The organism is Ramlibacter sp. (genome assembly GCF_028291745.1).
Taxonomy (GTDB): Bacteria; Pseudomonadota; Gammaproteobacteria; order Burkholderiales; family Burkholderiaceae_C; genus Ramlibacter.
The window spans coordinates 51,104-71,951 of sequence record NZ_JAQGNQ010000083.1 but is presented as its reverse complement, the minus strand read 5'-3'; the positions used below and the strand labels follow the sequence as shown (position 1 = coordinate 71,951).

Below are 20,848 nucleotides of genomic sequence, written 5' to 3'. Positions count from 1 at the left end.
TCTACACAACCCTTCTTGCGGCCGCGAAATTCTTTTCCCAGGCAGGATCGCCATGAGCACTACAGTTCAGATGCCGCAACCGGTTCCGGTGGCGCTCGCGACGCCCGACGACATGCGGGCTCGCATCCGCAGGCACACCAGGCCGAAAGGCCGGCAAGTCGATGCGGGCGCGCTCCAGGATGTCCGCGGCTGCATCGGCGACGCGCCTGCCGAAGGGCATCGCAGGGATCTTCTCATCGAGTACCTGCACCGGCTGAACGACCGGTTCGGCCTCCTGCGCAGGCCTCACCTGGCCGCGCTTGCACGCGAGATGCGGCTCGCGATGGCCGAGGTCTACGAGGTCGCCTCGTTCTACCATCACTTCGAGATCGTCGACGGCGACACCCCGGCCCCGCGTCTCACGGTGCGCGTGTGCAGCAGCCTGTCGTGCGAGCTCGCCGGGTCGGCGGAACTCCTGCAACAAGTCCGCGCCGCGCTCGGGCCCGACGTTCGGGTGATCCCGGCGCCCTGCGTCGGACGCTGCGAGCAGGCGCCCTGCGCCGTGGTCCACCAGACCGCGGTACCGAACGCCACCGAAAGCGCGATCTGCCAGCTGGCGAGCAAGAGCACCGACTTCACACCTCCCGTGCCAGCTCCCGGCCTCAACTTCCAACCGGTTGCATGGGTCGGAAAAGGGATCCCGCCCGCGCTGGGCACCGATGGCCTGCCAGCCTTCACTGACTACGGCACGTACCGGAACAACGGCGGATACCAGCTGGCGGCCTCGGTCGCGCAGGGAGCGCTCGCGCCCGACGCCGTGCTCGAGGCGATGGAGCATTCCGGGCTGCGCGGCCTGGGCGGCGCCGGCTTCCCGGCGGGAAGGAAGTGGCGCATCGTGCGGGACCTGCCCGCTCCCCGGCTCATGGCGGTGAACATCGACGAAGGCGAGCCGGGCACGTTCAAGGACCGCACTTACCTGGAGCGCGATCCGCACCGGTTCCTCGAAGGCGTGCTGATCGCCGCGCAGGTCGTTGGCTGTGAAGCCATCTACATCTACCTGCGCGACGAGTACCACCAATGCAGGCAACTCCTTGCAACGGAGATCGAGCGCCTGGTCGCCGATGCGCCCTGCCCCCTGCCGCACATCGAGCTGCGCCGCGGCGCCGGCGCGTACATCTGCGGCGAGGAGTCGGCCATGATCGAAAGCATCGAGGGCAAACGCGGGGAGCCTCGCCTCAGGCCCCCCTACATCGCGCAAGTCGGACTGTTCGGCCGCCCCACGCTGGAGCACAACTTCGAGACGCTGTACTGGGTCCGCGACATCGTCGAACGGGGGCCGCAGTGGTTCGGCTCCTTCGGCCGCAACGGCCGCAGGGGGCTGCGCTCCTTCAGCGTCAGCGGACGGGTCAAGGACCCGGGCGTCAAGCTGGCCCCGGCGGGCATCACCCTGAGGCAGCTGGTCGACGAGTATTGCGGCGGCATGCAGGACGGGCACCAGCTGTACGCCTTTCTCCCGGGCGGAGCGTCCGGCGGCATCCTGCCCGCGTCCCTCGGCGATGTACCGCTCGACTTCGACACGCTCCAGCCGCACGGCTCGTTCATCGGCTCCGCGGCAGTCATGGTCCTCGGCCACCGGGACAGTGCCCGGGCCGCTGCGCTGAACGTCATGCGCTTCCTGGCCGACGAAAGCTGCGGCCAGTGCACGCCCTGCCGCGTCGGAACGCGGCAGGCCGCGGAACTGATGCAGGCAGCGCGCTGGGACGTCAGCACGCTCAACGACCTGAGCCAGGTCATGGAAGACGCGTCCATCTGTGGACTGGGCCAGGCAGCGCCCAACCCGATCCGCACCGTTCAATCCTACTTTCCCCATGAAATCTGATCTCCCGATCATCGAGTTCGCCATCGACGGCTTGCCGGTGCAGGCCCTGCAGGGCGAGACGATCCTGCGCGCGGCGCAACGGCACGGCCTGGCCATCCCCCACCTCTGCTACATGGAAGGCATGCGCGCCGACGGCAACTGCAGGGCCTGCATGGTGGAGATCGCCGGCGAGCGCGTGCTGGCGCCAAGCTGCTGCCGCACCGCGACCGCCGGAATGCAGGTCAAGGCCGATACCGCTCGCGTGCGCAAGAGCCAGGCGATGGTCCTGGAAATGCTGTTGGCCGACATGCCGGAACGCGGCTTCAAATGGACCGACGGCAACGGGGGCCGCGGCCAGCACGGCGAGCTGTCTGCCTGGGCGGAAAAGCTGGGCGTCAGCCCGCGCCCTGAACTGCTTGCACTCAAGCGCGAACCGGTGCCGCCGGACCTGAGCCACCCGGCGATGGCGGTCAACCTCGATGCCTGCATCCAATGCACCCGATGCGTCCGGGCCTGCCGCGAGGAGCAGGTCAACGACGTCATCGGCTATGCCGGCCGCGGCTCCTCCAGCGCGATCGTGTTCGACCTGGGCGACGCCATGGGCGAAAGCACCTGCGTGGCCTGTGGAGAGTGCGTCCAGGCTTGCCCCACCGGCGCCCTGATGCCGAAGACGATGATCGGATCGCAGGTCGTCGACCGCAAGGTCGACTCGGTCTGCCCGTTCTGCGGTGTGGGCTGCCAGCTGACGTACAACGTTCGCGCCGAAAAGATCCTCAGCGTCGAGGGCCGCGACGGTCCGGCGAACCACCACCGCCTCTGCGTCAAGGGGCGGTTCGGCTTCGATTATGTTCACAGCCCGCAGCGCCTGACCACGCCGCTGATCCGCAGGCCCGGGGTGCCGAAACTGCCGGATGAAACGCCCAGACTGTCCCGGTGGCAGGAGGTCTTCAGGGAGGCAACCTGGGAGGAGGCCCTGGACTTTGCGGCCGCTGGCTTGCTGCGCCTGCGGCAGCAACACGGCGCCATGGCGCTCGCGGCATTCGGCTGCGCCAAGGGAACCAATGAGGAGGCGTACCTCTTCCAGAAGCTGGTACGCACCGGCTTCGGCAACAACAACGTGGACCACTGCACGCGGCTTTGCCACGCATCGAGCGTTGCCGGCTTGCTCGAGGGCGTCGGCTCCGGATCCGTGAGCAACCAGGTGAACGAAGTGGCGCAGGCCGGACTGGTGCTGGTCATCGGCTCGAACCCTGCCGAGAACCATCCGGTAGCCGCCACCTGGATGAAGAACGCCGCCAGGCGCGGCACCAGGTTCGTGCTGGCCGATCCGCGGGTGACCGACCTGGCGCGGCACGCATGGCGCACCCTCCAGTTCAAGCCGGACTCCGACCTGGCCGTCATCAACGCGCTGATCCACACCATCATCGAGGAGGGATTGGCGGACCAGGACTTCATCCGGGAAAGGACCGCGAACTTCGACGCGCTGGCCGAGCACGTCAAGCGGTTCAGTCCGCAAGCCATGGAGCCGGTGTGCGGGATCGCGGCTTCCACCCTGCGCGAGGTCGCCAGGGCCTTCGCGCAGGCGAAGGGCGCGATGATCCTGTGGGGGATGGGGATCAGCCAGCACACCCACGGAACGGACAACGTCCGGGCACTCATCGCGCTGTCCGCGATCACCGGCAATCTCGGCAAGGCGGGCGCCGGACTGCATCCACTGCGCGGACAGAACAACGTGCAGGGTGCCAGCGACGCCGGCCTGATCCCCATGATGTTCCCGAACTACCAGCGGGTCGACCTGCAGGAAGCACGCGAATGGTTCGAGAATTTCTGGGGATGCGCGCTCGATCAGAGGCCCGGCTACACGTCGGTGGAGATCCTGCAGCAGGCCCGGGCAAGCGATTCCGACCCCCACAAGGTCCGGGGCATGTACATCATGGGTGAGAACCCCGCGATGAGCGACCCGGACCTGAATCACGCGCGGCGGGCGTTGGCTGGCCTGCAGCACACGGTGGTCCAGGAGATCTTCCTCACCGAAACGGCCTGGCTTGCCGACGTCATCCTTCCGGCTTCCGCGTGGCCGGAGAAAGCCGGGACCGTGACCAACACGGACCGGATGATCCAGCTGGGCCGCCGCGCCATCAACCCTCCCGGAGACGCTCGAGCCGACCTGTGGATCATCCAGGAGATGGCCCGGCGGATGGGACTGGAGTGGTCCTATCCGGGCGACGCGGATGGAGTGGCGGCCGTCTACGAAGAGATGCGCCAGTGCATGCTCGCGGCGATCGCCGGCATCACGTGGGACCGGCTGGAACGCGAGTCGAGCGTGACGTATCCCTGCCTTTCCGCGGACGATCCCGGGCAACCGACGGTCTTCGTCGACAGCTTCCCGACCGCCGACGGGAGACTGAAGCTGGTGCCCGCCGACCTCGCGACCGCGGATGAGACACCGGATCCCGACTATCCCCTGGTTCTCATCACCGGCAGGCAGCTGGAACATTGGCACACCGGTGCGATGACGCGTCGCGCAACGGTGCTGGATGCGATCGAGCCTCTGCCCACCGCCACGATGAATGGCGCCGACCTTCAGGAACTCGGTCTCGCCGCCGGCGAGGTCGTCACCGTGCAGTCCCGGCGCGGCGAAGTCGTCCTCCACCTGCGCAGGGATGATCGCGCGCCGCCGGGGGCCGTCTTCATCCCCTTCGCCTACTACGAAGCGGCGGCCAACCTGCTGACCAATGCGGCGCTCGACCCCATGGCGAAGATTCCCGAGTTCAAGTACTGTGCCGTACGCATCCGCCGCGGTGGGCAGCTGGCGGCGGCCCAGGAATTCTGGGCGCCCTTGAGTGCCATGCGCGGGGTGGACGAGGAGCTCCCATGAGCGCCTGCCGGCGCCAGGCGTCGAGTGAGGAAGTCCGTTGGCGACGCCACGCAGATCCACCAAGTGGTGATGAACCTCTGCACAAACACCATGCAGGCGATGCCTGAAACGGGCGAGCAGCTGCCATGCCACGACTGACCCGGAGTCTCCTGGTTGCCAACGGCTTGGCTTTCCTGTTGCAACAGGTGCTGGGCGCTTCCTTCGGCTCCCTGTTCGCGCTGTGGCCGCTTGGGTCGGGCCGGTTCATGCCGTGGCAGTTGGCGACGTACGCCTTCATGCACGCCAGCTTGATGCACCTGGCATTCAACATGTACGGCTTGTGGATGTTCGGCTCCGAGCTCGAGAGGATCTGGGGTCCGCGCCGCCTGGCGTTCTTCTACGGGACCAGCGTTCTCGCCGCTGCGGTGGCGCAGCTCGGTGTCTCCGCGTTGATCGGCAATCCCGCACCGACGGTCGGCGCCTCTGGCGGCGTGTTCGGGCTGATGATCGGCTTCGCGATGCTGTTCCCGCATCGCAGGATGATCCTGCTGTTCCCGCCGATCCCGATGCCGGCACGGGTGTTCGTCCTGCTGTACGGGATTCTGGAGCTGACCCTGGGCGTCACCGGCACCGCAGCTGGCGTGGCTCACTTCGCCCACCTGGGCGGCCTCCTCGGCGGGTGGCTGGTGATCCGGTACTGGCGTGGCCAGCCGCCGTTCGGCAGTGCAAGGCGCTGAAATCGAGCGGACCAGCTCGTGGTCGGACGTGCCGTCGAAATGGCCCCGGTCGAATCCTTTGTTACTGCAGCCCCATCTCCTCGCGAATGGATCTGTTGCGGGCGTCCGCGCGTTGGTAAGCGGATCGGCTGTCCAGCCGTTCGACGTAGCCAGTGAACAGCGACGTGGGCGCGATCTGCTTGAAAGACAGCAGGAAGCGGAGCAGACCGCCGAAGACGACGTCGGCCATCGAGAACTCCTCACCCAACAGGAAGGGCCCTTTCGCAACAGCGCTTTCCGCAGTAGCGAGCATGGACGCGTAGTTGCCCCAGCCCGCCGAGACCTCCTTCACCTCCCAGCCCGAGCTTTTCGCCATCACGGCCGGCTCGATGACGCTGGGCGCGAAGAAGGACCAGCGAAGGTAGGTGCCGCGCCGCGGATCGTCCAGGGCGGGCGCCAGCCGGCCCGCAGCGTAGCGGTCGGCCAGGTACAGCGCAATCGCCGCCGACTCCGTTACGACGACATCGCCGTCCACCAGCGCGGGGAGCTTGCCCATCGGGTTGATCGACAGGAACGCGGGCTGCTTCTGCGCGCCCTTCATGATGTCGACGACCTTCAGTTCATAGGGCACCCCCGCCTCCTCGAGCGCCCAGATCGTGCCGGCGGCACGGGAGTACGGGTGGTAATGGAGAGTCAAGGTCATGGGAGCGTCCTTTGAAAACTTGAGCGTCACGGGGCGAATGTTCCCATGATTCATCAAGGCGTGGCAGGCGGCACCCACCCGGCACCACGACGGCGCGGCCGTCGGGGATTCCCTGGCCAGCGGTCACGGGCCGCCTTGAGACCACAACGCGTTGACGGCGCGGTCGCCGAGGTACGCACCGGCTGCTCCGGTGCACAAGGCAACGGCGAACACGACCGAGGCGCTCGAAGCATCGTGGCCACCCAGCTCCTCAGAGATCATCGAGTTGCCCCTGAGGAGCGCGTATGGTTGCGCCCAAGCTTTGGTTCCGCCCTTTCGGGCGCCGCTTCAGAGCGTAGCCACCGCCGGAACTGTTCCAGACGCGCGTCATTCTTCTTGGCAGGTGGATACACGAGGCAGTAAGTGTCCGTTCCCGCGAAGTGCAAGTTCAGTGGATCCACCAGTCGTCCGGAGACGAGGTCGTCCTGCACGAGCAGCGTTGGCACCAGGCCGAAACCCAGGTGCGCCAGCACGGCTTGCGTGACCATGTAGTAGTGCTCGAAGCGCGGACCCACCCATGGGTCGACGCCAGTCACGCCGGCCGCTTCGAACCAGTGGCGCCATTGGTCCGGACGGCGTGTGTGCTGCAGCAGGACGTGATGGCGCAAGTCGCCCGCGGTGCGCACCGGATGACGGCCCGCCAGGTATTCGGGCGAGCAGACGACAGACACTCCGCCACCGAGGGGCTCGGCTACCACGCCCGGCCAGTCGCTGGATCCGAAGTGAAAGGCGGCGTCGAAGCCCTCGCGTTCGAGATCGAAGGGAATGTCGCGCGTCGACAGAGTGACAACGATGTCCGGGCGGGACTGGTTGAAGCGCGCCAGGCGCGGAATCAGCCAACGAGTCGCGAAGGCCGCGCCGGTTGCGATGTTCAGCGTGCCGCCGCCCTTGTGGCCGCGCAGGGCCACCGTGGCTGCCTGCATCTGCTCCAGCGCCTTGCGCACAGCGCCGGCATATTGCTGCCCTGCCTCCGTCAACACGAGCCGCTTGCGGACACGCTGAAAGAGCAGCAGCCCCAGGTACTCCTCGGTCTGGGCCACCTGCCGGCTGACGGCGCTCTGGGTGACATGAAGCTCCTCCGCCGCCTTCGTGAAGCTCATGTGCCTCGAAGCAGCCTCGAACGTGCGCAGGGCGGCGATCGATGGGATTTGCCAGGTCACGGACTCAGTGTATGAGAAAAACTCATGATCTGTTTCGCTTTCCTCGTTTGCCGGTCCCGGGATCCGCTCGAATAATTGCGCGATCAGGTGGCTGGCGCTGCGGCATGGCAGTCCGCGCCACCGCCACAGCGAAGAACACCATGCAGAAGTACGAGCGGCTCTTACTGACCGGCGCCGCCGGCGGCCTTGGACGTGTGTTGCGGGAGGGACTGCGTCCCTGTGGCCGCATCCTGCGCCTCTCCGATATCGCGCCGCTTGGCGCAGCAAGCGAGGGCGAGGAGTTGATGCCTTGCGATCTCGCCGACAAGTCCGCGGTCGATGCCCTGGTGCGGGGTTGCGACGCGATCGTGCATCTGGGCGGGCTTGCCACCGAACACGCGTTCGAACAGATCCTCGAAGCGAACATCAAGGGCGCATTCCACGTCTACGAGGCCGCGCGGCGGCATGGCGTGCGGCGCGTGGTGTTCGCCAGTTCCAATCACGTCACCGGCTTCCATCCGGTCGGACAGCCGCTGGACGCTGAGTCGCCGCGCCGGCCGGACAGCTACTACGGCTTGTCGAAGTGCTTCGGCGAGGACCTCGCGCGCTTCTACTTCGACCGCTACGGCGTCGAGACCGCCTGCGTGCGCATCGGCTCGTGCTTTCCGGAGCCGCGCGATCGCCGCATGCTGATCACCTGGCTGAGCTACCGCGACCTGACCGATCTGGTTCGCTGCTGCCTCGCGGCGCCACGGGTGGGCCACACGGTGGTCTACGGCGTCTCGAAGAATCGCGACGCCTGGTGGGACAACAGCGGCGCGGCGCATCTCCGCTTCGAGCCGCGGGACAGCTCCGAGCCCTGGCGCGAGCGCATCGAAAGCCAGCCGACTGCGGAATCCGGCGATCCTGCAACGCAGTACCAGGGCGCCGGCTTCGTGCAGGCAGGCCCGTTCGAAACGCCGCCGGCGGAAACACCGAAAACACCGAAGGAGACATCATGAAGAAAGCTTTCTCGCACCTGCGGCGCGCGCTGCTGCTCGCAGCCTGCGCGTGCAGCGCCGCGGGCGCGGCGCCGGCCGAGGACTATCCCAGCCATCCGATCCGCTTCATCGTGCCGTTCAGCCCCGGGGGCAGTTCGGACATCGTCGCCCGCCTGCTGGCGAAAGACGGCGACAAGATCATGGGCCAGCCGTTCGTCATCGACAACAAGCCGGGCGCGGCCGCGATGATCGGCCTGAACGAACTGGTGCAGGCGAAGCCCGATGGCTACACCGTCGGCATCACCAACAGCGGCATGGTCACGCAGCCGCTGTACGGGATCGCCAAGTACAACTACGTCACGGACCTGCAGCCGATCGCGCAGGTGGGAGAGGTGCCCTTCGTGCTGGCCGTCAAGGGCGATTCGCCCTGGAAGACGCTGGGCGAATTCATGGCCTATTGCAAGGCGAATCCGAAGGCGTGCAATTACGGCATCACCGGCATCGGCAACACCTCGCACCTCGGTCCGGCGCAATTGACGTACATGGCCAAGTTCCCGATGGAGTTCGTCAATTTCGACGGCGGGGGCACGCTCATCACCTCGCTGCTCGGCGGGCACATCCAGGCCGGCGGCATCAATCCGGTGGACATTCGCGAGTACGTGAAGGCGGGCAAGATCCGCATCCTGTGCGTGTTCGGCGAAAAGCGGCTCTCGGATCCGCTGTTCGCGAACGCGCCGACAGCCAAGGAGCTCGGCTACGACATCGTCGTGACACTCTGGCAGGGCATCGGCGCGCCGAAGAACATGCCGGAGGCGGTGCGCACGAGGCTGGCCGACGGCTTTGCCAGGATCATCAACGACCCGCAGACGCAGCAGCAACTGCGTGCGATCGGCATCGAGCCGGCCTACATGGGCCCCACGGAATTCGCGAAGAAATGGACCGCGGAGCAGCTCCACTACAAGCAGGTGGTCACCGACACGGGGATTCTGCAGCTGGTTCGGGGCAAGTGAAGTGCGCATGACCACCGAACGTTCCGACGCGCGCAAGGGATTCTCCAGCCGCGGCCTCGAGTTCCACTCCAGCCGGATGTGGCAATGGGCGCAGGTCGAGGAGGCGCTGGACTTCATGCAGAAGTTCGGCCTCAACAGCCTGATCTTCCACCAGAACGACATCGTCGACCACCTGGTGTTTCCGCACGCTCTGTTCCCGGAAGAGATGATGTGGAAGCGCTGGCCGGTGCGCCTGCACTCGATCTACCAGAACCGGCACTACATCAACAAGGTGGTGCGCGAGGCACAGCGCCGCGGCATTGGTTTCTACCTGGAGGTCAAGGAGATCTGGTACGTCGATCAGGTGCTGGAGCAGCGGCCCGAGCTGCGCAATCCGGATGGCTCGATGTGCGCCAGCCATCCCTTCTGGTGGGAGCTTGTGGACATGAAGTTTCGCGAGCTGCTCGACGCGGTGCCCGGACTTGCCGGCGTGATTGTCAGCCCCGGAACGCGCGAGAGCAAAGTGTCGATCTCGACCAACACCTGCCAATGCCCGCGCTGCCAGGCCACAGACCCGACCGACTGGTACACCGACCTGCTGCGGGCGATGCATCGCCCGCTGGCCGAGCGCGGCAAGACGTTTGCCGTGCGCGACTTCTCCTACTCCGCCGACCAGCAGAGCCGCATGCTGGATGCGGCCCGGCGCGTCTCGCCGGACATCGTGATCTCGCTGAAGAACACGCCGCACGACTATTACCCGACCTTCCCGCACAACCCGCGCATCGGCCACACCGGCGGGCTGCGCCAGTGGATCGAATTCGACACCTGGGGGCAGTTCTTCGGGCTCGGCGTGTTTCCGGTCAGCGTCGTCGAGGACATGCAGGTTCGCATGCGCCATGCGCTGGCCAGCGGCGCCGAAGGCATCGCACTGCGCACGGACTGGGAAGTGATCACCGATGCCGGATCGTTCAACAGCCCGAACAACCTGAACGTCGTGGCCGGCGCGCTGCTGGCGCGCGACGTCGATTGCCCGCTCGGTGACGTGTACGAAGCCTGGGCGCAGCACGGGTTGTATTCGCCGATGCGCGAGGCGTCCGAGATGGATGGACCGCACGTCGCCACCGCGGCCGACGCGCCGCAGCGGCTGAAGGACTTCATGCGGGCCTCGTGGGCGGTCATGGAGAAGGCGGCCTACGTGCGCGGCCACCTGTTCCATGAGGACGACCAGTACCCGGATACGGTGAAAAAGGCGTTCGACATGCTGGTCGACATCCACGGCCGCGACGACTGGGAGCCGGGCGCCTCGAAGCTGCTCGAGCCCACGGATGCGCACCTGGACATCATCTTTGCCGAGAAGGAGCAAGCCGTGCGCGAAGTCGACCAGCTCGAAGCGGCGCTGCAGCCCGCCACGCTCGGCCTGCCTGCCAGGGTGGCGCATGACTTCAAGGAAATGTTGGACCTGTACCGGCTCTATGTCCGCGGCTACGCGCTGTGCGCCCGGGCCGTGTTCCTGGTGAAGAAGGCGCAGGAGCGGCCGTCCGAGAGCACGATCGCCGCTGCGCGGGGCACCGCCGCACCCCTGCGGGCATTCGGCGAGCAGGTTCGACGCCGCCTGGACGGCAGCTCCTACCCCCATTACGTGTACTGGCTGATGGACACGACGCGCACGGACCTGCTGGCTGACGACGTGGAGCGGCTGCTCACGGCGACGAAGGCGGTCGCCTGATGGCCTTCCAGCTTCGCGCCGTGGAACTGCACGGCCAGCGCATGTGGGAGCGCGATCACGTCGTCAAGCTGCTCGCCTTCATGCAGCGGCACGGATTGAACACGCTGGTGCTGCACGAGTCTGACCTGGTGCACCAGATCGTGTACCCGCGCGCCTACTTCGACCCGTATGCGCTGTGGAGCGACCTGCCCTCACGGCGCGGCGAGAACGCAATCTTCAACAACCGCGCCTACTTCGGGCGGCTGCTGGGGTTGGCAGCGGGTGCGGGCGTCGCGGTGTGGGTGAACGTCAAGGAAATCGGGTTCTCGGATGAGGTGCTTTCCCTCCATCCGGAAGTGATCAAGGGCGGCGTCTTCTGTCCCTCGGAGCCGTTCTGGACCGAGTACATAGGCCACAAGACCGCGGAGCTTTTCGACGATTTCCCCGGTCTTGCCGGCATGATCGTGAGCTTCGGCTCGCAGGAGAGCCGCGCCTCCCGCGTACAGAACCGTTGCCAGTGCGAACTGTGCCAACGCGAGCCGCTCGCCGATTGGTATTCGCGCATGATCACTGCACTGCACGGGCCCATCCACGCCCGCGGCAAGCAACTGGCCATCCGCGACTTCGCCTACAAGCCCTCGGATCACCAGCCGCTCATCGAGGCGGTGCGGCGCGCGCCCGAGGACATCGTGTTCTGCATCAAGGCGATGCCGCACGATTTCTATGTCACCTTTCCCGACAACCCGGCGATCGGCGCGCTGCAGCGGCAGCAGTTCATCGAGTACGACGTCATGGGCCAGTTCTTCGGCTGGGGTCTGATGCCGTGCTTCGTGCTGGACGACCTGAGGCAACGCATGCCGCGCTGGGCCCGGCACGGCGTGAGTGGCGCGATCTTCCGCATCGAATGGGAGCGCATCAACGATCTGGACGCGCTGGACACGCTGAACGAGGCGAACCTGATCGCGGCAGCGGCGTGGGCCCGCGACGACCGCATCGACGCGCGCGAGACCTGCCGGCGCTGGCTGGCTGAGCGCGGCTGGGACCAGGCCGCGGCCCCGTGGCTAGCGGGCATCCTGGAGCGAACGCTGCCGGTGGTGCGTCATGCGGCCTACATGAACGACGCCGTGTCCGCGGACAACAGCATGCTGCCGCGAAGCATCCAGCGCGCCTGGTGGGGCATGGAGGTGCGCGACAGCCTCGCCGCCTGGGACCCGTCGCGGGCGGATGACCTCGTGCTCGATCGCGACAAGGCGAAGGCGCTCCTCGCGGAGAAGGACAGCGCGTTGGCCGACGCGCGTCGGCTCGTCGCCGACATCGCCCGCCCGGCGGCTGGCCTGGACGCGCGCGTCCAGAGATACGTGGAAGCGCAGTTCATGCACTTCGAGAGATGGGTTGAAGGGCTGGTCCTGTGCGCCAAGGTCTGCGTTCTCGTGCGCCAGGCCGCGCACGAGAACTCGCCTGCCGCATCGGACGCCGACCGGCTCGCCGGCAGCCTCGCCGAACTGCAGTCGTATGCCGAATGCACCCGGACGCTGCTGCATGCCGACCCTGGCATTGCGCATCAGGTGCTGATGCTGATCGATCCAAAGCGGGCGCTGGATGTAGTGCGCGAAGGGCGCGTCTTCCTGGAGACGTTGCATGCGAATCACTGACCTCCGCTGAACGCGGTCCGTCTCACTTTGCCGTGCGCTGCAACGTGTGCACGTAATGCCGAAGCTGGCCAGATGACATGCGAGGGATCACAGATCGGGCGGCTATCTCAATCGCCCTGACGCTGGTGCTGCCTTACCTCCCGTTCGCCGGCGGCCAGTGAGCCCGCTCAACGCGGTGCGTAGCGCAGCATCACGCTCGTGACACCCCAGGCGAGCTCTCGGCCCGTCACAGTGCGGCTCATGCCGGTTGCGGCACGGCCGGCGGTTCGACTTGCGATGGCGGCATCGCAGGTGCCTCGCCGCACACCAGCAGCACTGCCTGCGCCGGCAGCCTCTCGAAGTCGACCCACTCACCCCACCCGACCTGCACATCCGGCTGCAGCAGGCGCGACGGGTGCAAGTCCCGTTCCCAGTGCAGCGTGATGTGGCGCTGCTGCACCTTCAGGCGCAGTTCGAACGATGGCCAGTGGGCTGGCAGCCGGGGCGAGAGTGCGAGGGCGCCCGGACGCACCTGCAGCCCCAACAAGGTTTCGACTGCGGCGCGGTACAGCCAGCCGGCCGAGCCCGTGTACCAGCTCCACCCGCCGCGGCCGACATAGGGAGCGGCGCCGAAGGTGTCACCTGCCGTGACGTAGGGCTCGAGCTCATAGGCTGCTGCCTGTCGCGGGTCGCGGCTGCGGTGCGCAGGGCTGATGCCCTTGAAGCTGCGCCACGCCGCTTCCGGATCTCCGGCCAGCGCCTGCGCCATCAGGCCCCACACGGCGGCGTGCGAATACTGCCCACCGTTCTCGCGCACGCCCGGCGGATAGGCCTGGATGTAGCCCGGGTTGTGGGCCGAGTGCTCCAGCGGCGGCGCCAGCAGCAGCAGCAGAGCGGCATCCGCATCGAACAGATGCTGCTCGACGGCCGCCAGCGCGGGCGCGGTGAAGGCCGGCGTTGAAGCGCCGGAAAGCACGGCCCAGGACTGCGCAATGAGATCGATGCGGCACTCGCTGTTCGCTGCGGACCCCAACGGCTCGCCGTCGTCGAAAAAGGCGCGCCGGAACCAACTGCCGTCCCATCCCGCACCGTGCAGCGCCGCGATCCAGCCGTCGCGCGAGCGCAGCCAGCGCTGCGCCCTTTCGCCCTCGCCGCGCGCCGTTGCCAGGGGCGCGAACTGCTCGGTGACGGCGCACAGGAACCACGCGAGCCACACCGACTCGCCGCGCCCCTGGTGCCCGACGCGGTTCATGCCGTCGTTCCAGTCGCCCGTGCCCATCAGCGGCAGTCCATGCACGCCCACCGGCAGGCTGCGGTCGATGGTGCGCGCACAGTGCTCGTACACGCTGGCGCCATCCGCCGAAACGGCCGGCGTGTAGTACGCGTCTTCGGCGCCCGCCGGAATGGCCGCGCCCTCGATGAAGGGCACCTGCTGGTCCAGCAGCGTGGCGTCGCCGGTCGCCTCCAGGTAGTGCGCGCAGGCGTACGGCAGCCAGAGCAGGTCGTCCGAGAAATGGGTCCGCACGCCTTCGCCGCCGGGAGCGTGCCACCAGTGCTGCACGTCCCCCTCCTGGAACTGACGCGAGGCGTTGAGGACGATCTGCTCGCGCAGGCGCCCGGGGTCGGCCAGCGTCAGCGCCATCGCATCCTGCAACTGGTCGCGAAAGCCGGACGCGCCGCCGGCCTGGTAGAAGCCGGCCTTGGACCAGAGCCGGCAGCTCACGGTCTGGTACAGCAGCCAGCGGTTCACCAGCGCGTCGAACAGCGGGTCCGGGGTCGTGACCTGCACCGCATCGTTCAGCCCCGACCACCAGCGCTTGACCTGCGCCAACGCCTGCAGCGGGTCGCGGCCACTCCAGCCGGCGGCCAGCTGCCGCGCCGCTTCGGGCGAGGTCGCGTGGCCCAGCACAAACGTGAACGAAGCATCCTCGCCGGCGGCAAGGACGAAGTCGCCGGCGATCGCCGCGCAGGGGTCCAGGCCTGGCCCGCTGCGCCCTGCCAGGGTCGCAGGCAGGCCTATTCGACCCGTGCCATCGAAGAACTCGGCACGGTCGCAGGTCCATTGCGCGAGCGGCACCCCACCCTGGACCGACAGGAACGCGGTGTGCCCGCCGAAGCCTGCACGTTGCTCGCGCTGCTGCGCGAACAGTGCCGCCAGGTCGGACCCTTTCCAGGTCAGGACGCCGCGCCGGTCGCCACGGTTGGCGCCCAGCTGCCATTCGACCAGTCCCAGCGCGCGCAGCCGCAAGCGGGTGCCTGCGTCATTGCGCAGTTGCACGCGCACGACCTTGACCGAGTCCACGAGGTCGGCGAAGAAGGTCGCTTCCACCTCCAGGCCGGCGCGTGAACTTTCGAACACCGTGTAACCCTGGCCGTGCCGCACCCGCAGCGGCCCGCCGGCCCGCGTGACACTGAACACTTCGCCGCTGTCCAGGTCCTGCAGCAGCCAGTGTTCCGCCGCCGGGTCCGCCACCGGATCGTTGGACCAGGCAGTGAGCTGGTGCAGGCGGCTGTTCACGGCCCACGTGTACCCGCTGCCCGCCTCCGACACCTGGAAGCCGAAGCCGCGGTTGGCAATCACGTTGACCCACGGACGCGGCGGCGCCTGGCCCGGCGCGAGCTCGAAGCGGAACTCACCGGTGGCGGCGTCGAATTCACCCGTTGGCGCGGCAACGCGGATCCTTGCGACGGCGCCCGTGTCGATCGCGGTCGCTACCGGTGCCAGCGGCTGCAGCGGCGGCCCGGCCCAGAGCTCGCGCCGGGCAGCCGCCTGCGCCTCCAGCGGGCGCCCGTCGGCCGTGAGGATCACCCGCGCCAAGCCGGCCAACGCAGCCGTCTCCGAGGGCGAGACCTCCTGATTGCGCAGCAGGAAGAAGCCGGCCTCCTCGCTGCGCGGAAAGCTGTTGCGCACCACTTGCAGCAGGCGGTCCCGCAAGGCCAGGATCTCGCGTTGCAGCGGCATCAGGTAGGAATTGGGTTCGCTGTTGAGAACCACCACGTCCACCGGCAGACCGCCGAAGGTCCACCAGGGCTGGGCGCGCAGCAATGAACGCAGCAGCGGTATGCCGTCGGCGGAATGGATGCGAACCAGCAGGATCGGCTTGTCGCCCGAGAGGCCGAAGCGCCAGAGCTGTCGCTGGTCGATCGGCCCGGGTTCCGGGGCGGCGCGGGGCGCGCTGTACATGAGCGCGGTCGTGAAGTCCTGCAGGGCGATGTTCTCGCCCGGCGTCAGCCCGAGGTCCCGCAGCCGCACCTGGGCCAGCGTGGCCGCCATGCGCACCGCGCGCTCCACGTGCATCGGCTGCCGGTAGCTGTCGATGCGGGCGGCCAGCTCCGTTGCCTGGGGTGCCGCGGTCGTGGCGAACGTCAGGCGCGCCAGCGCGCCCGGCGCCAGCCGCACTCGCACGCGCAGGCAGGCGACGGGATCGAGGCCGTTCACCGGCGCACCATCGCCATCCCTGGACTCGGAAGCGAGCGCCGGATCCGCGACGGCCCGGTTGCGCCCACGGAACGCACGGCGGTCGGTGATGCACTGAACCGAAACCAGCTCGCCTTCGGCGCCGGCCAGGAAATGAGCGGCTGCGATCTCGGGGTCGCCTTGCAGGCGCGGCCTGCGCGTCATCACCAGGGCGCGCGATTGCGGCTGCCAGCTGGTGTGGATGAACAGGTTGGAGAACGCGGGATGCGCCTCGTCGGCCGCCGCAGCGGCCAGCACCGGCTCGAAGCTGGACACCAGCTCCCAGGTGGCGGTGCTCTTGCCGGTATTGCGCAAGGTGACGATGCGCAGCTCGGTGTCGTCCTCCGGGCTGACCAGCACCGTGACGCCGCAAGCCAGGTCGTCCCCCTGTGCGTCGAACTCGACCCGGTCGGCCATGAAGCGCGCCTGGTAGCGCCAGTTCGCCCCGGGGGCGGGACTGGAGGTGAGCGAGACCAGAGCTGTGCGGTCCGGGCGCGACACGTAGAAAAAGCTGCCGAAGTCGTCGCGCAGCAGGTCGTCGCGCCAGCGCGTGATGTTCTGCCCCTGCCAGCGGCTCACGCCCGCCCCGCTCGGACGCAGGGCCACGCTGTAGCGGCCGTTGGACAACAGGTGCGTCGGTTTCCAGCCGCGGGTGGCCGGGTCGACCTTGCGGGCCTGGAACACCGGCGCCTGCGCACTGCTGCCGGGTGCGGGCGGCTGCCTGGGGTCGGCGCTCTCCACGATCTGCCTGGGCGTGCTCTCGTGCAGCAGCACTTCGTGCGCCGCGATCATCGGGTCGGCCGACAGCCAGCGCCGCGGCGCGCCGGCGCACAGCACGTCGCACAGGGCCGCCAAGGCCATGCCCTGGTGGTGTGCCATGAAGGTTTCGACCACCGTGTAAGGTTGCGTCGCCGCCTGGCGCGAAGCGGTGCAGTCCAGCGCCTCGAACATGCCGAGCTCGCCGCGACCCCCGAGCTCCTGCAGCCGCTGCAGGTTGGCAGTGGCATCCCGCGGCTCGAACATCGTCGCCAGCAGCGTGGCGTACGGCGCGATCACCCGTTCCGCGGTCGGCGTGCGACGCAGCGCCAGTCGCGGTGCGCCGAAGGGCCCGTACTGGAAGGCCAGGGAATGGTCCTGCGCGAAATACGCCGATTCCGAAATGCCCCACGGCAACCCCAGCGCCTCGCCGCAGGCGCGCTGTTCGGCGACGGCGGCGCAGGAGGCGGAATGCAGCAGGCCCCCAGCGGGTTCAGGCAACAGCAGCGACGGCATCAGGTACTCGAACATCGAGCCGGACCACGACTTGAGTCCGGCGACCACGCCGACCGACAGGAAGGGCCGGCCCAATGCGGACCAGTGCCGGCGCGGCACGTCACCCTTGGCGATCGCGAGCAGGCTGGTCAAGCGCGATTCGGACGCGAGCAGGTCGTAGTAGCTGGCATCGAGAGCCTGTTCCTGCACCCGCAGGCCGATGTGGAACAGGTGCCGCTTGCCGTCGTACAGGCAGCGAAAGTCCATCGCCATGGCCAGTTCGCGCGAACGGTCCGCCAGGAGCAGCAGCTCGGCACGTACCCCAGTGCCGTCGGTGCCCGCACGCGCCAGCGCCCGGCACGCCTGCGCCACGGTCAGCAAAAGGCCGGCGAGGTTGCCGCTGTCCACGGTCGACACGTAGGCGGGCGGCAGGATCTCCAGCGTCCTGGTGTCGTACCAGTTCAGCAGGTGCCCGCGGTGGCGCGGCAGGCGGTCCATCGTATCCAGCGTCGCCTGCAGGCGGGCGGTCAGTTCCCCGGTACTGATCCAGCCGAATTCCCGGGCACAGCAGACCGCCACCAGGTACAGGCCGATATTGGTGGGCGAGGTGCGGTGGGCGATGGTCGGCTCCGGCACCAGCTGCAGGTTGTCGGGGGGCAGATGGTTATCTTCCGCGCCGACCGTTCGCTCGAAGAAACGCCACGTGTCGCGCGCCAGCTCCTGCAGGTACAACCGGTCCCGATCGCGTAGCTCTCCCAGCGCTGTGCGCCCCTGCGTGATCGCCGACCACCAGCTGACCAGCGGCGAACAGGCCCAGAACGAGAACAGGAGGATGCCGGCGACCGGGTGCCGGCCCCAGAGCGACGCTACGCCGAGTGCAGCGCACAGCAGCGACGCGGGGCCGTGCTGCCGCACGAAGGACGGCAGGTGGTCGCGTGCAGCGCCCTGTGCCTGCTCCGCCGTCGTCCATTCCAGCAGCTTGCGTCGGCTGACGCCCATGCGCCAGAGCGAGCGTGCAATCGCATCGGCCAGGAGCACGGCCTGCGCCGCGAGCTGGCTGAATTGCCACGCCGAGGCGGCGAGCGCACGCAGCAACTCCGTCTTCCCGACATGGAAAAAGTGGCGCCAGGCGATACCGCCGCGCGTCGGCACCAGCCCGGCCAGTGCGCCCAGCATGGGGCCCGCGAGCAGTGCACCGAAGACCATCACGATCGCGCCGACCGGATGCAGCGAACCCTCGAAGACCGACAACGCGAGCAGTACGGCGCAGGCGGGCAACACGAGCGAGCGTCGCAGGTTGTCACCCATCTTCCACAGTCCCAGCGCATCGATGCCGAAGGCGCGGGCCTTGATCATCACAGGGAGCAACTGCCAGTCGCCGCGCGTCCAGCGGTGCAGGCGCGATGCCGCGACTCCCGGGTGCTGCGGAAACTCCTCGACCAATGCGACGTCGCTCACATAGCCGCAACGGGCGATCGCCCCTTCGAGCAGGTCGTGGCTCAGGATCGATTCGTCCGGCAGGCGGCCGTCGAGCACCGCATGGCAAGCGTGCACATTCAGCAGGCCCTTGCCGCTGAAGCTGGCGGTGCCGAACAGGTCCTGGTAGACGTCGGACACGGCACTGTTGTAGGGGTCGATTCCGGCCTGGCCGGCGAACAGCCGGTGAAAGCGCGTGTTCCTGCCATCGGGCGTCAGCGGTGTGACCAGCTGCGGCTGCAGGATGCCGTAGCCGGCCACGACGCGGCGGCTGGCCGGGTCCACGCGGGGCGCATTCAGCGGATGGTCGGCGACCGCCACCAGTTCGCGCAGCGCGCCGGGTGGCAGGCCGGTGTCGCTGTCCAGCGTCAGCACGAAACGGATCCCTTGCTGCAGGCGCAGCGTCGGCGCAAGCGGCTCGAAGCCCTGCCACGCCCCGGTCGCGAGCGCGCGCACCAGCAACTCCAGCTTGCCGCGTTTGCGCTCCCATCCCAGCCAGCGCCGCTGGGTCTCGCACCAGCGGCGCGGCCGATGGATCAACAGGAAGCGCGGCTGCGCGCCATCAGCGACAGGCACACGTGCATTGAGTGCATCGACCTGCGCCAGCGCATCGGCCAGCAGCGGCGCGTCGGTATGCAGCGTCTCGGCATCGGCATCGGTCCAGTCGGTCAGGAGTGCGAACTGCGCATGCTGCTCGCGGTTGGCGAGCCAGTGGCGCTCCAGCTGCTGCAGCAGCAGACGGGTCGACGCTGGTGCCGTGAGCATCGTCGGGATCACCACCAGCACGGCGCTTCCCGGTGGGATGCCCGCTGCCAGCTCCAGCCTTGGCAGCAACTGTACTTTCAGGGATTCGGCCAGCAGCCGGTGCACCAGCGACGCGGCCGCTTCGCTTGCCGGCCATGCCAGCAGGAACAGGAACAGGACGCCTGTCAGCCCTTGGAGGTCCAGCCGGCGCGAGGCCAGGAACAGCAAGACGATGGTGCCCAGCGCGATCGCACCGATGTACAGCGGCAGGCGCGCGCGGCGGCCTGTTTTGCCGCCTGCAGGAAGGCCCAGCGAGGCCGCGAGGGCGCCGCGGCCTTCGCCTATCAGGTAGTAGCCGGCCGTCTGCTCCACCGCCGGACCCGCGCTGGCCTGGGCGATGGCCACGACCGCTTGCGCGACCTGCAGTTCGGGCTTGCGACTGTGGCGCGCGAGCTGCTCCATGGCGCGCGTGATCTGCTGGCGCGTGAGCTCGCTTTCGCGCGCGAAGCTGGGAAGCTGGCGCAGGGCCTGCAGCGAGCGGCTCACCGGCTCGATCAGGTCGACCCAGTCGAGCTGCCCGATCAGCCGCAGTGTGGTGATGATGTTGCCGACCGTGAGGTTGGCCGTGACCTGTGCGGTCTGGCTTTCCATCACCAGGGCTGGCCCGTCGGGACAGTTCTTCTCCATCCACCTGGTCAAGCCCGGCGAGCCGTCGGCCCCGTCCGCCGGAATTCGCTGCCAGAGCTGCGCCAGCCAGGCCCGGCGCAAGCCAACGCGTGTCACCTGCGCATCCAGCAGGTCGAGCTGCGCCTCGGTCACGCTGGCGGCAAGGTCGCCCACAGCGTGCGCCAGCTCACGGGCAACCTTGCCGGATGCGATCTCGTCCGCCATCCGGCGAAGATTTTCCAGCAGCACCACACGCAATGTGGTGGGCAATGCCCAGAGCTCGGCGAGGCGAAGCTCGCTGACCTCCTGGTAGGCGTCGAGGAAGGCGCTCAGGATTTCCGGATCGAGCACGCTGTCCGTGTGAGCGACATACGCCCAGGCGATGCCATAGACGCGCGGCAGGCCGGCAAGCGGCGCGTGCGCGAGTTTGGGCAGATCCGCGTAATACCGGCCAGGCACGCCTTCGCGGATCTGTTCAAGTTGGGCTTCGACGAGGTGGAAGTTGTCCAGCAACCAGTCGGCCGCGGGCGTGACGTAGTGGCCGCTGCTGGAGGTGATTGCGACCTGGTCGTAGGCCCGGCGCAGCGCCTTGAGGTTTTGTTCGACGCGCGGGAAGAATGCGGGGCCGCGGCGGTCGCCGCCCTCCTGGACCACCTGC

The 20,848-nt window shown here is 68.0% G+C and carries 11 protein-coding genes; 7 read left to right on the top strand and 4 right to left on the bottom strand.

The window, feature by feature from the left end; translation table 11 throughout:
- The first annotated feature begins 52 nt into the window (after nucleotides 1–52).
- From JWP60_RS15155 to JWP60_RS15145, 3 genes are all read left to right on the top strand, one after another.
- Complete coding sequence (locus JWP60_RS15155; RefSeq protein WP_299792910.1) at nucleotides 53–1,858, top strand: NADH-ubiquinone oxidoreductase-F iron-sulfur binding region domain-containing protein; 1,806 nt, start codon at nucleotides 53–55, stop codon at nucleotides 1,856–1,858.
- Nucleotides 1,848–4,715, top strand: a complete 2,868-nt coding sequence (gene fdhF / locus JWP60_RS15150; protein ID WP_299793015.1) for a formate dehydrogenase subunit alpha — start codon at nucleotides 1,848–1,850, stop codon at nucleotides 4,713–4,715. The genes JWP60_RS15155 and fdhF overlap by 11 nt, the downstream gene beginning before the upstream one ends.
- Nucleotides 4,716–4,840: 125 nt before the next feature.
- Nucleotides 4,841–5,431 (top strand): rhomboid family intramembrane serine protease, encoded by a 591-nt coding sequence (locus JWP60_RS15145; protein WP_299792908.1) that lies wholly within the window; start codon nucleotides 4,841–4,843, stop codon nucleotides 5,429–5,431.
- A 61-nt stretch (nucleotides 5,432–5,492) separates the two neighbouring features.
- On the opposite strand, the gene JWP60_RS15140 is transcribed toward JWP60_RS15145, so the two are convergent.
- The 3 genes from JWP60_RS15140 to gcvA all read right to left on the bottom strand — a co-directional run bounded on the left by JWP60_RS15140 (nucleotide 5,493) and on the right by gcvA (nucleotide 7,312).
- Nucleotides 5,493–6,143: a glutathione S-transferase family protein gene (locus JWP60_RS15140; RefSeq protein ID WP_299792906.1), complete on the bottom strand. Its 651-nt coding sequence runs from the start codon at nucleotides 6,141–6,143 to the stop codon at nucleotides 5,493–5,495.
- 93 nt (nucleotides 6,144–6,236) lie between these two features.
- On the bottom strand, nucleotides 6,237–6,374 hold the full coding sequence (locus JWP60_RS15135) for a hypothetical protein (RefSeq protein ID WP_299792904.1): 138 nt from the start codon (nucleotides 6,372–6,374) through the stop codon (nucleotides 6,237–6,239).
- Nucleotides 6,371–7,312, bottom strand: coding sequence for a transcriptional regulator GcvA (gene gcvA / locus JWP60_RS15130; RefSeq protein ID WP_299792902.1), 942 nt, complete (start codon nucleotides 7,310–7,312; stop codon nucleotides 6,371–6,373). The genes JWP60_RS15135 and gcvA overlap by 4 nt, the downstream gene beginning before the upstream one ends.
- A gap of 104 nt (nucleotides 7,313–7,416) precedes the next feature.
- Between gcvA and JWP60_RS15125 the strand changes: the two genes are divergently transcribed.
- From JWP60_RS15125 to JWP60_RS15110, 4 genes are read left to right on the top strand one after another with little or no spacing between them, the layout of a single operon-like run.
- Nucleotides 7,417–8,292, top strand: coding sequence for an NAD(P)-dependent oxidoreductase (locus JWP60_RS15125; protein ID WP_299792900.1), 876 nt, complete (start codon nucleotides 7,417–7,419; stop codon nucleotides 8,290–8,292).
- On the top strand, nucleotides 8,289–9,281 hold the full coding sequence (locus JWP60_RS15120; protein WP_299792898.1) for a tripartite tricarboxylate transporter substrate binding protein: 993 nt from the start codon (nucleotides 8,289–8,291) through the stop codon (nucleotides 9,279–9,281). The genes JWP60_RS15125 and JWP60_RS15120 overlap by 4 nt, the downstream gene beginning before the upstream one ends.
- 7 nt (nucleotides 9,282–9,288) lie before the next feature.
- Complete coding sequence (locus tag JWP60_RS15115; protein ID WP_299792896.1) at nucleotides 9,289–10,986, top strand: hypothetical protein; 1,698 nt, start codon at nucleotides 9,289–9,291, stop codon at nucleotides 10,984–10,986.
- Nucleotides 10,986–12,617 (top strand): hypothetical protein, encoded by a 1,632-nt coding sequence (locus tag JWP60_RS15110; protein ID WP_299792894.1) that lies wholly within the window; start codon nucleotides 10,986–10,988, stop codon nucleotides 12,615–12,617. The genes JWP60_RS15115 and JWP60_RS15110 overlap by 1 nt, the downstream gene beginning before the upstream one ends.
- Before the next feature lie 238 nt (nucleotides 12,618–12,855).
- Here JWP60_RS15110 and JWP60_RS15105 read toward each other — a convergent pair whose 3' ends face one another.
- A complete protein-coding gene (locus JWP60_RS15105; protein ID WP_299792892.1) occupies nucleotides 12,856–20,844 on the bottom strand; it encodes a glucoamylase family protein in 7,989 nt (2,662 codons plus the stop codon).
- Between the last annotated feature and the right edge of the window lie 4 nt (nucleotides 20,845–20,848).

What these genes read in the sequence shown, in the direction of transcription:
- JWP60_RS15155 (WP_299792910.1), top strand. Translation starts at nt 53, where the DNA reads ATGAGCACTACAGTTCAGATGCCGCAACCGGTTCCGGTGGCGCTCGCG.
- fdhF (WP_299793015.1), top strand. Translation starts at nt 1,848, where the DNA reads ATGAAATCTGATCTCCCGATCATCGAGTTCGCCATCGACGGCTTGCCG.
- JWP60_RS15145 (WP_299792908.1), top strand. Translation starts at nt 4,841, where the DNA reads ATGCCACGACTGACCCGGAGTCTCCTGGTTGCCAACGGCTTGGCTTTC.
- JWP60_RS15135 (WP_299792904.1), bottom strand. Translation starts at nt 6,374, where the DNA reads ATGATCTCTGAGGAGCTGGGTGGCCACGATGCTTCGAGCGCCTCGGTC.
- JWP60_RS15125 (WP_299792900.1), top strand. Translation starts at nt 7,417, where the DNA reads ATGGCAGTCCGCGCCACCGCCACAGCGAAGAACACCATGCAGAAGTAC.
- JWP60_RS15120 (WP_299792898.1), top strand. Translation starts at nt 8,289, where the DNA reads ATGAAGAAAGCTTTCTCGCACCTGCGGCGCGCGCTGCTGCTCGCAGCC.
- JWP60_RS15115 (WP_299792896.1), top strand. Translation starts at nt 9,289, where the DNA reads ATGACCACCGAACGTTCCGACGCGCGCAAGGGATTCTCCAGCCGCGGC.
- JWP60_RS15110 (WP_299792894.1), top strand. Translation starts at nt 10,986, where the DNA reads ATGGCCTTCCAGCTTCGCGCCGTGGAACTGCACGGCCAGCGCATGTGG.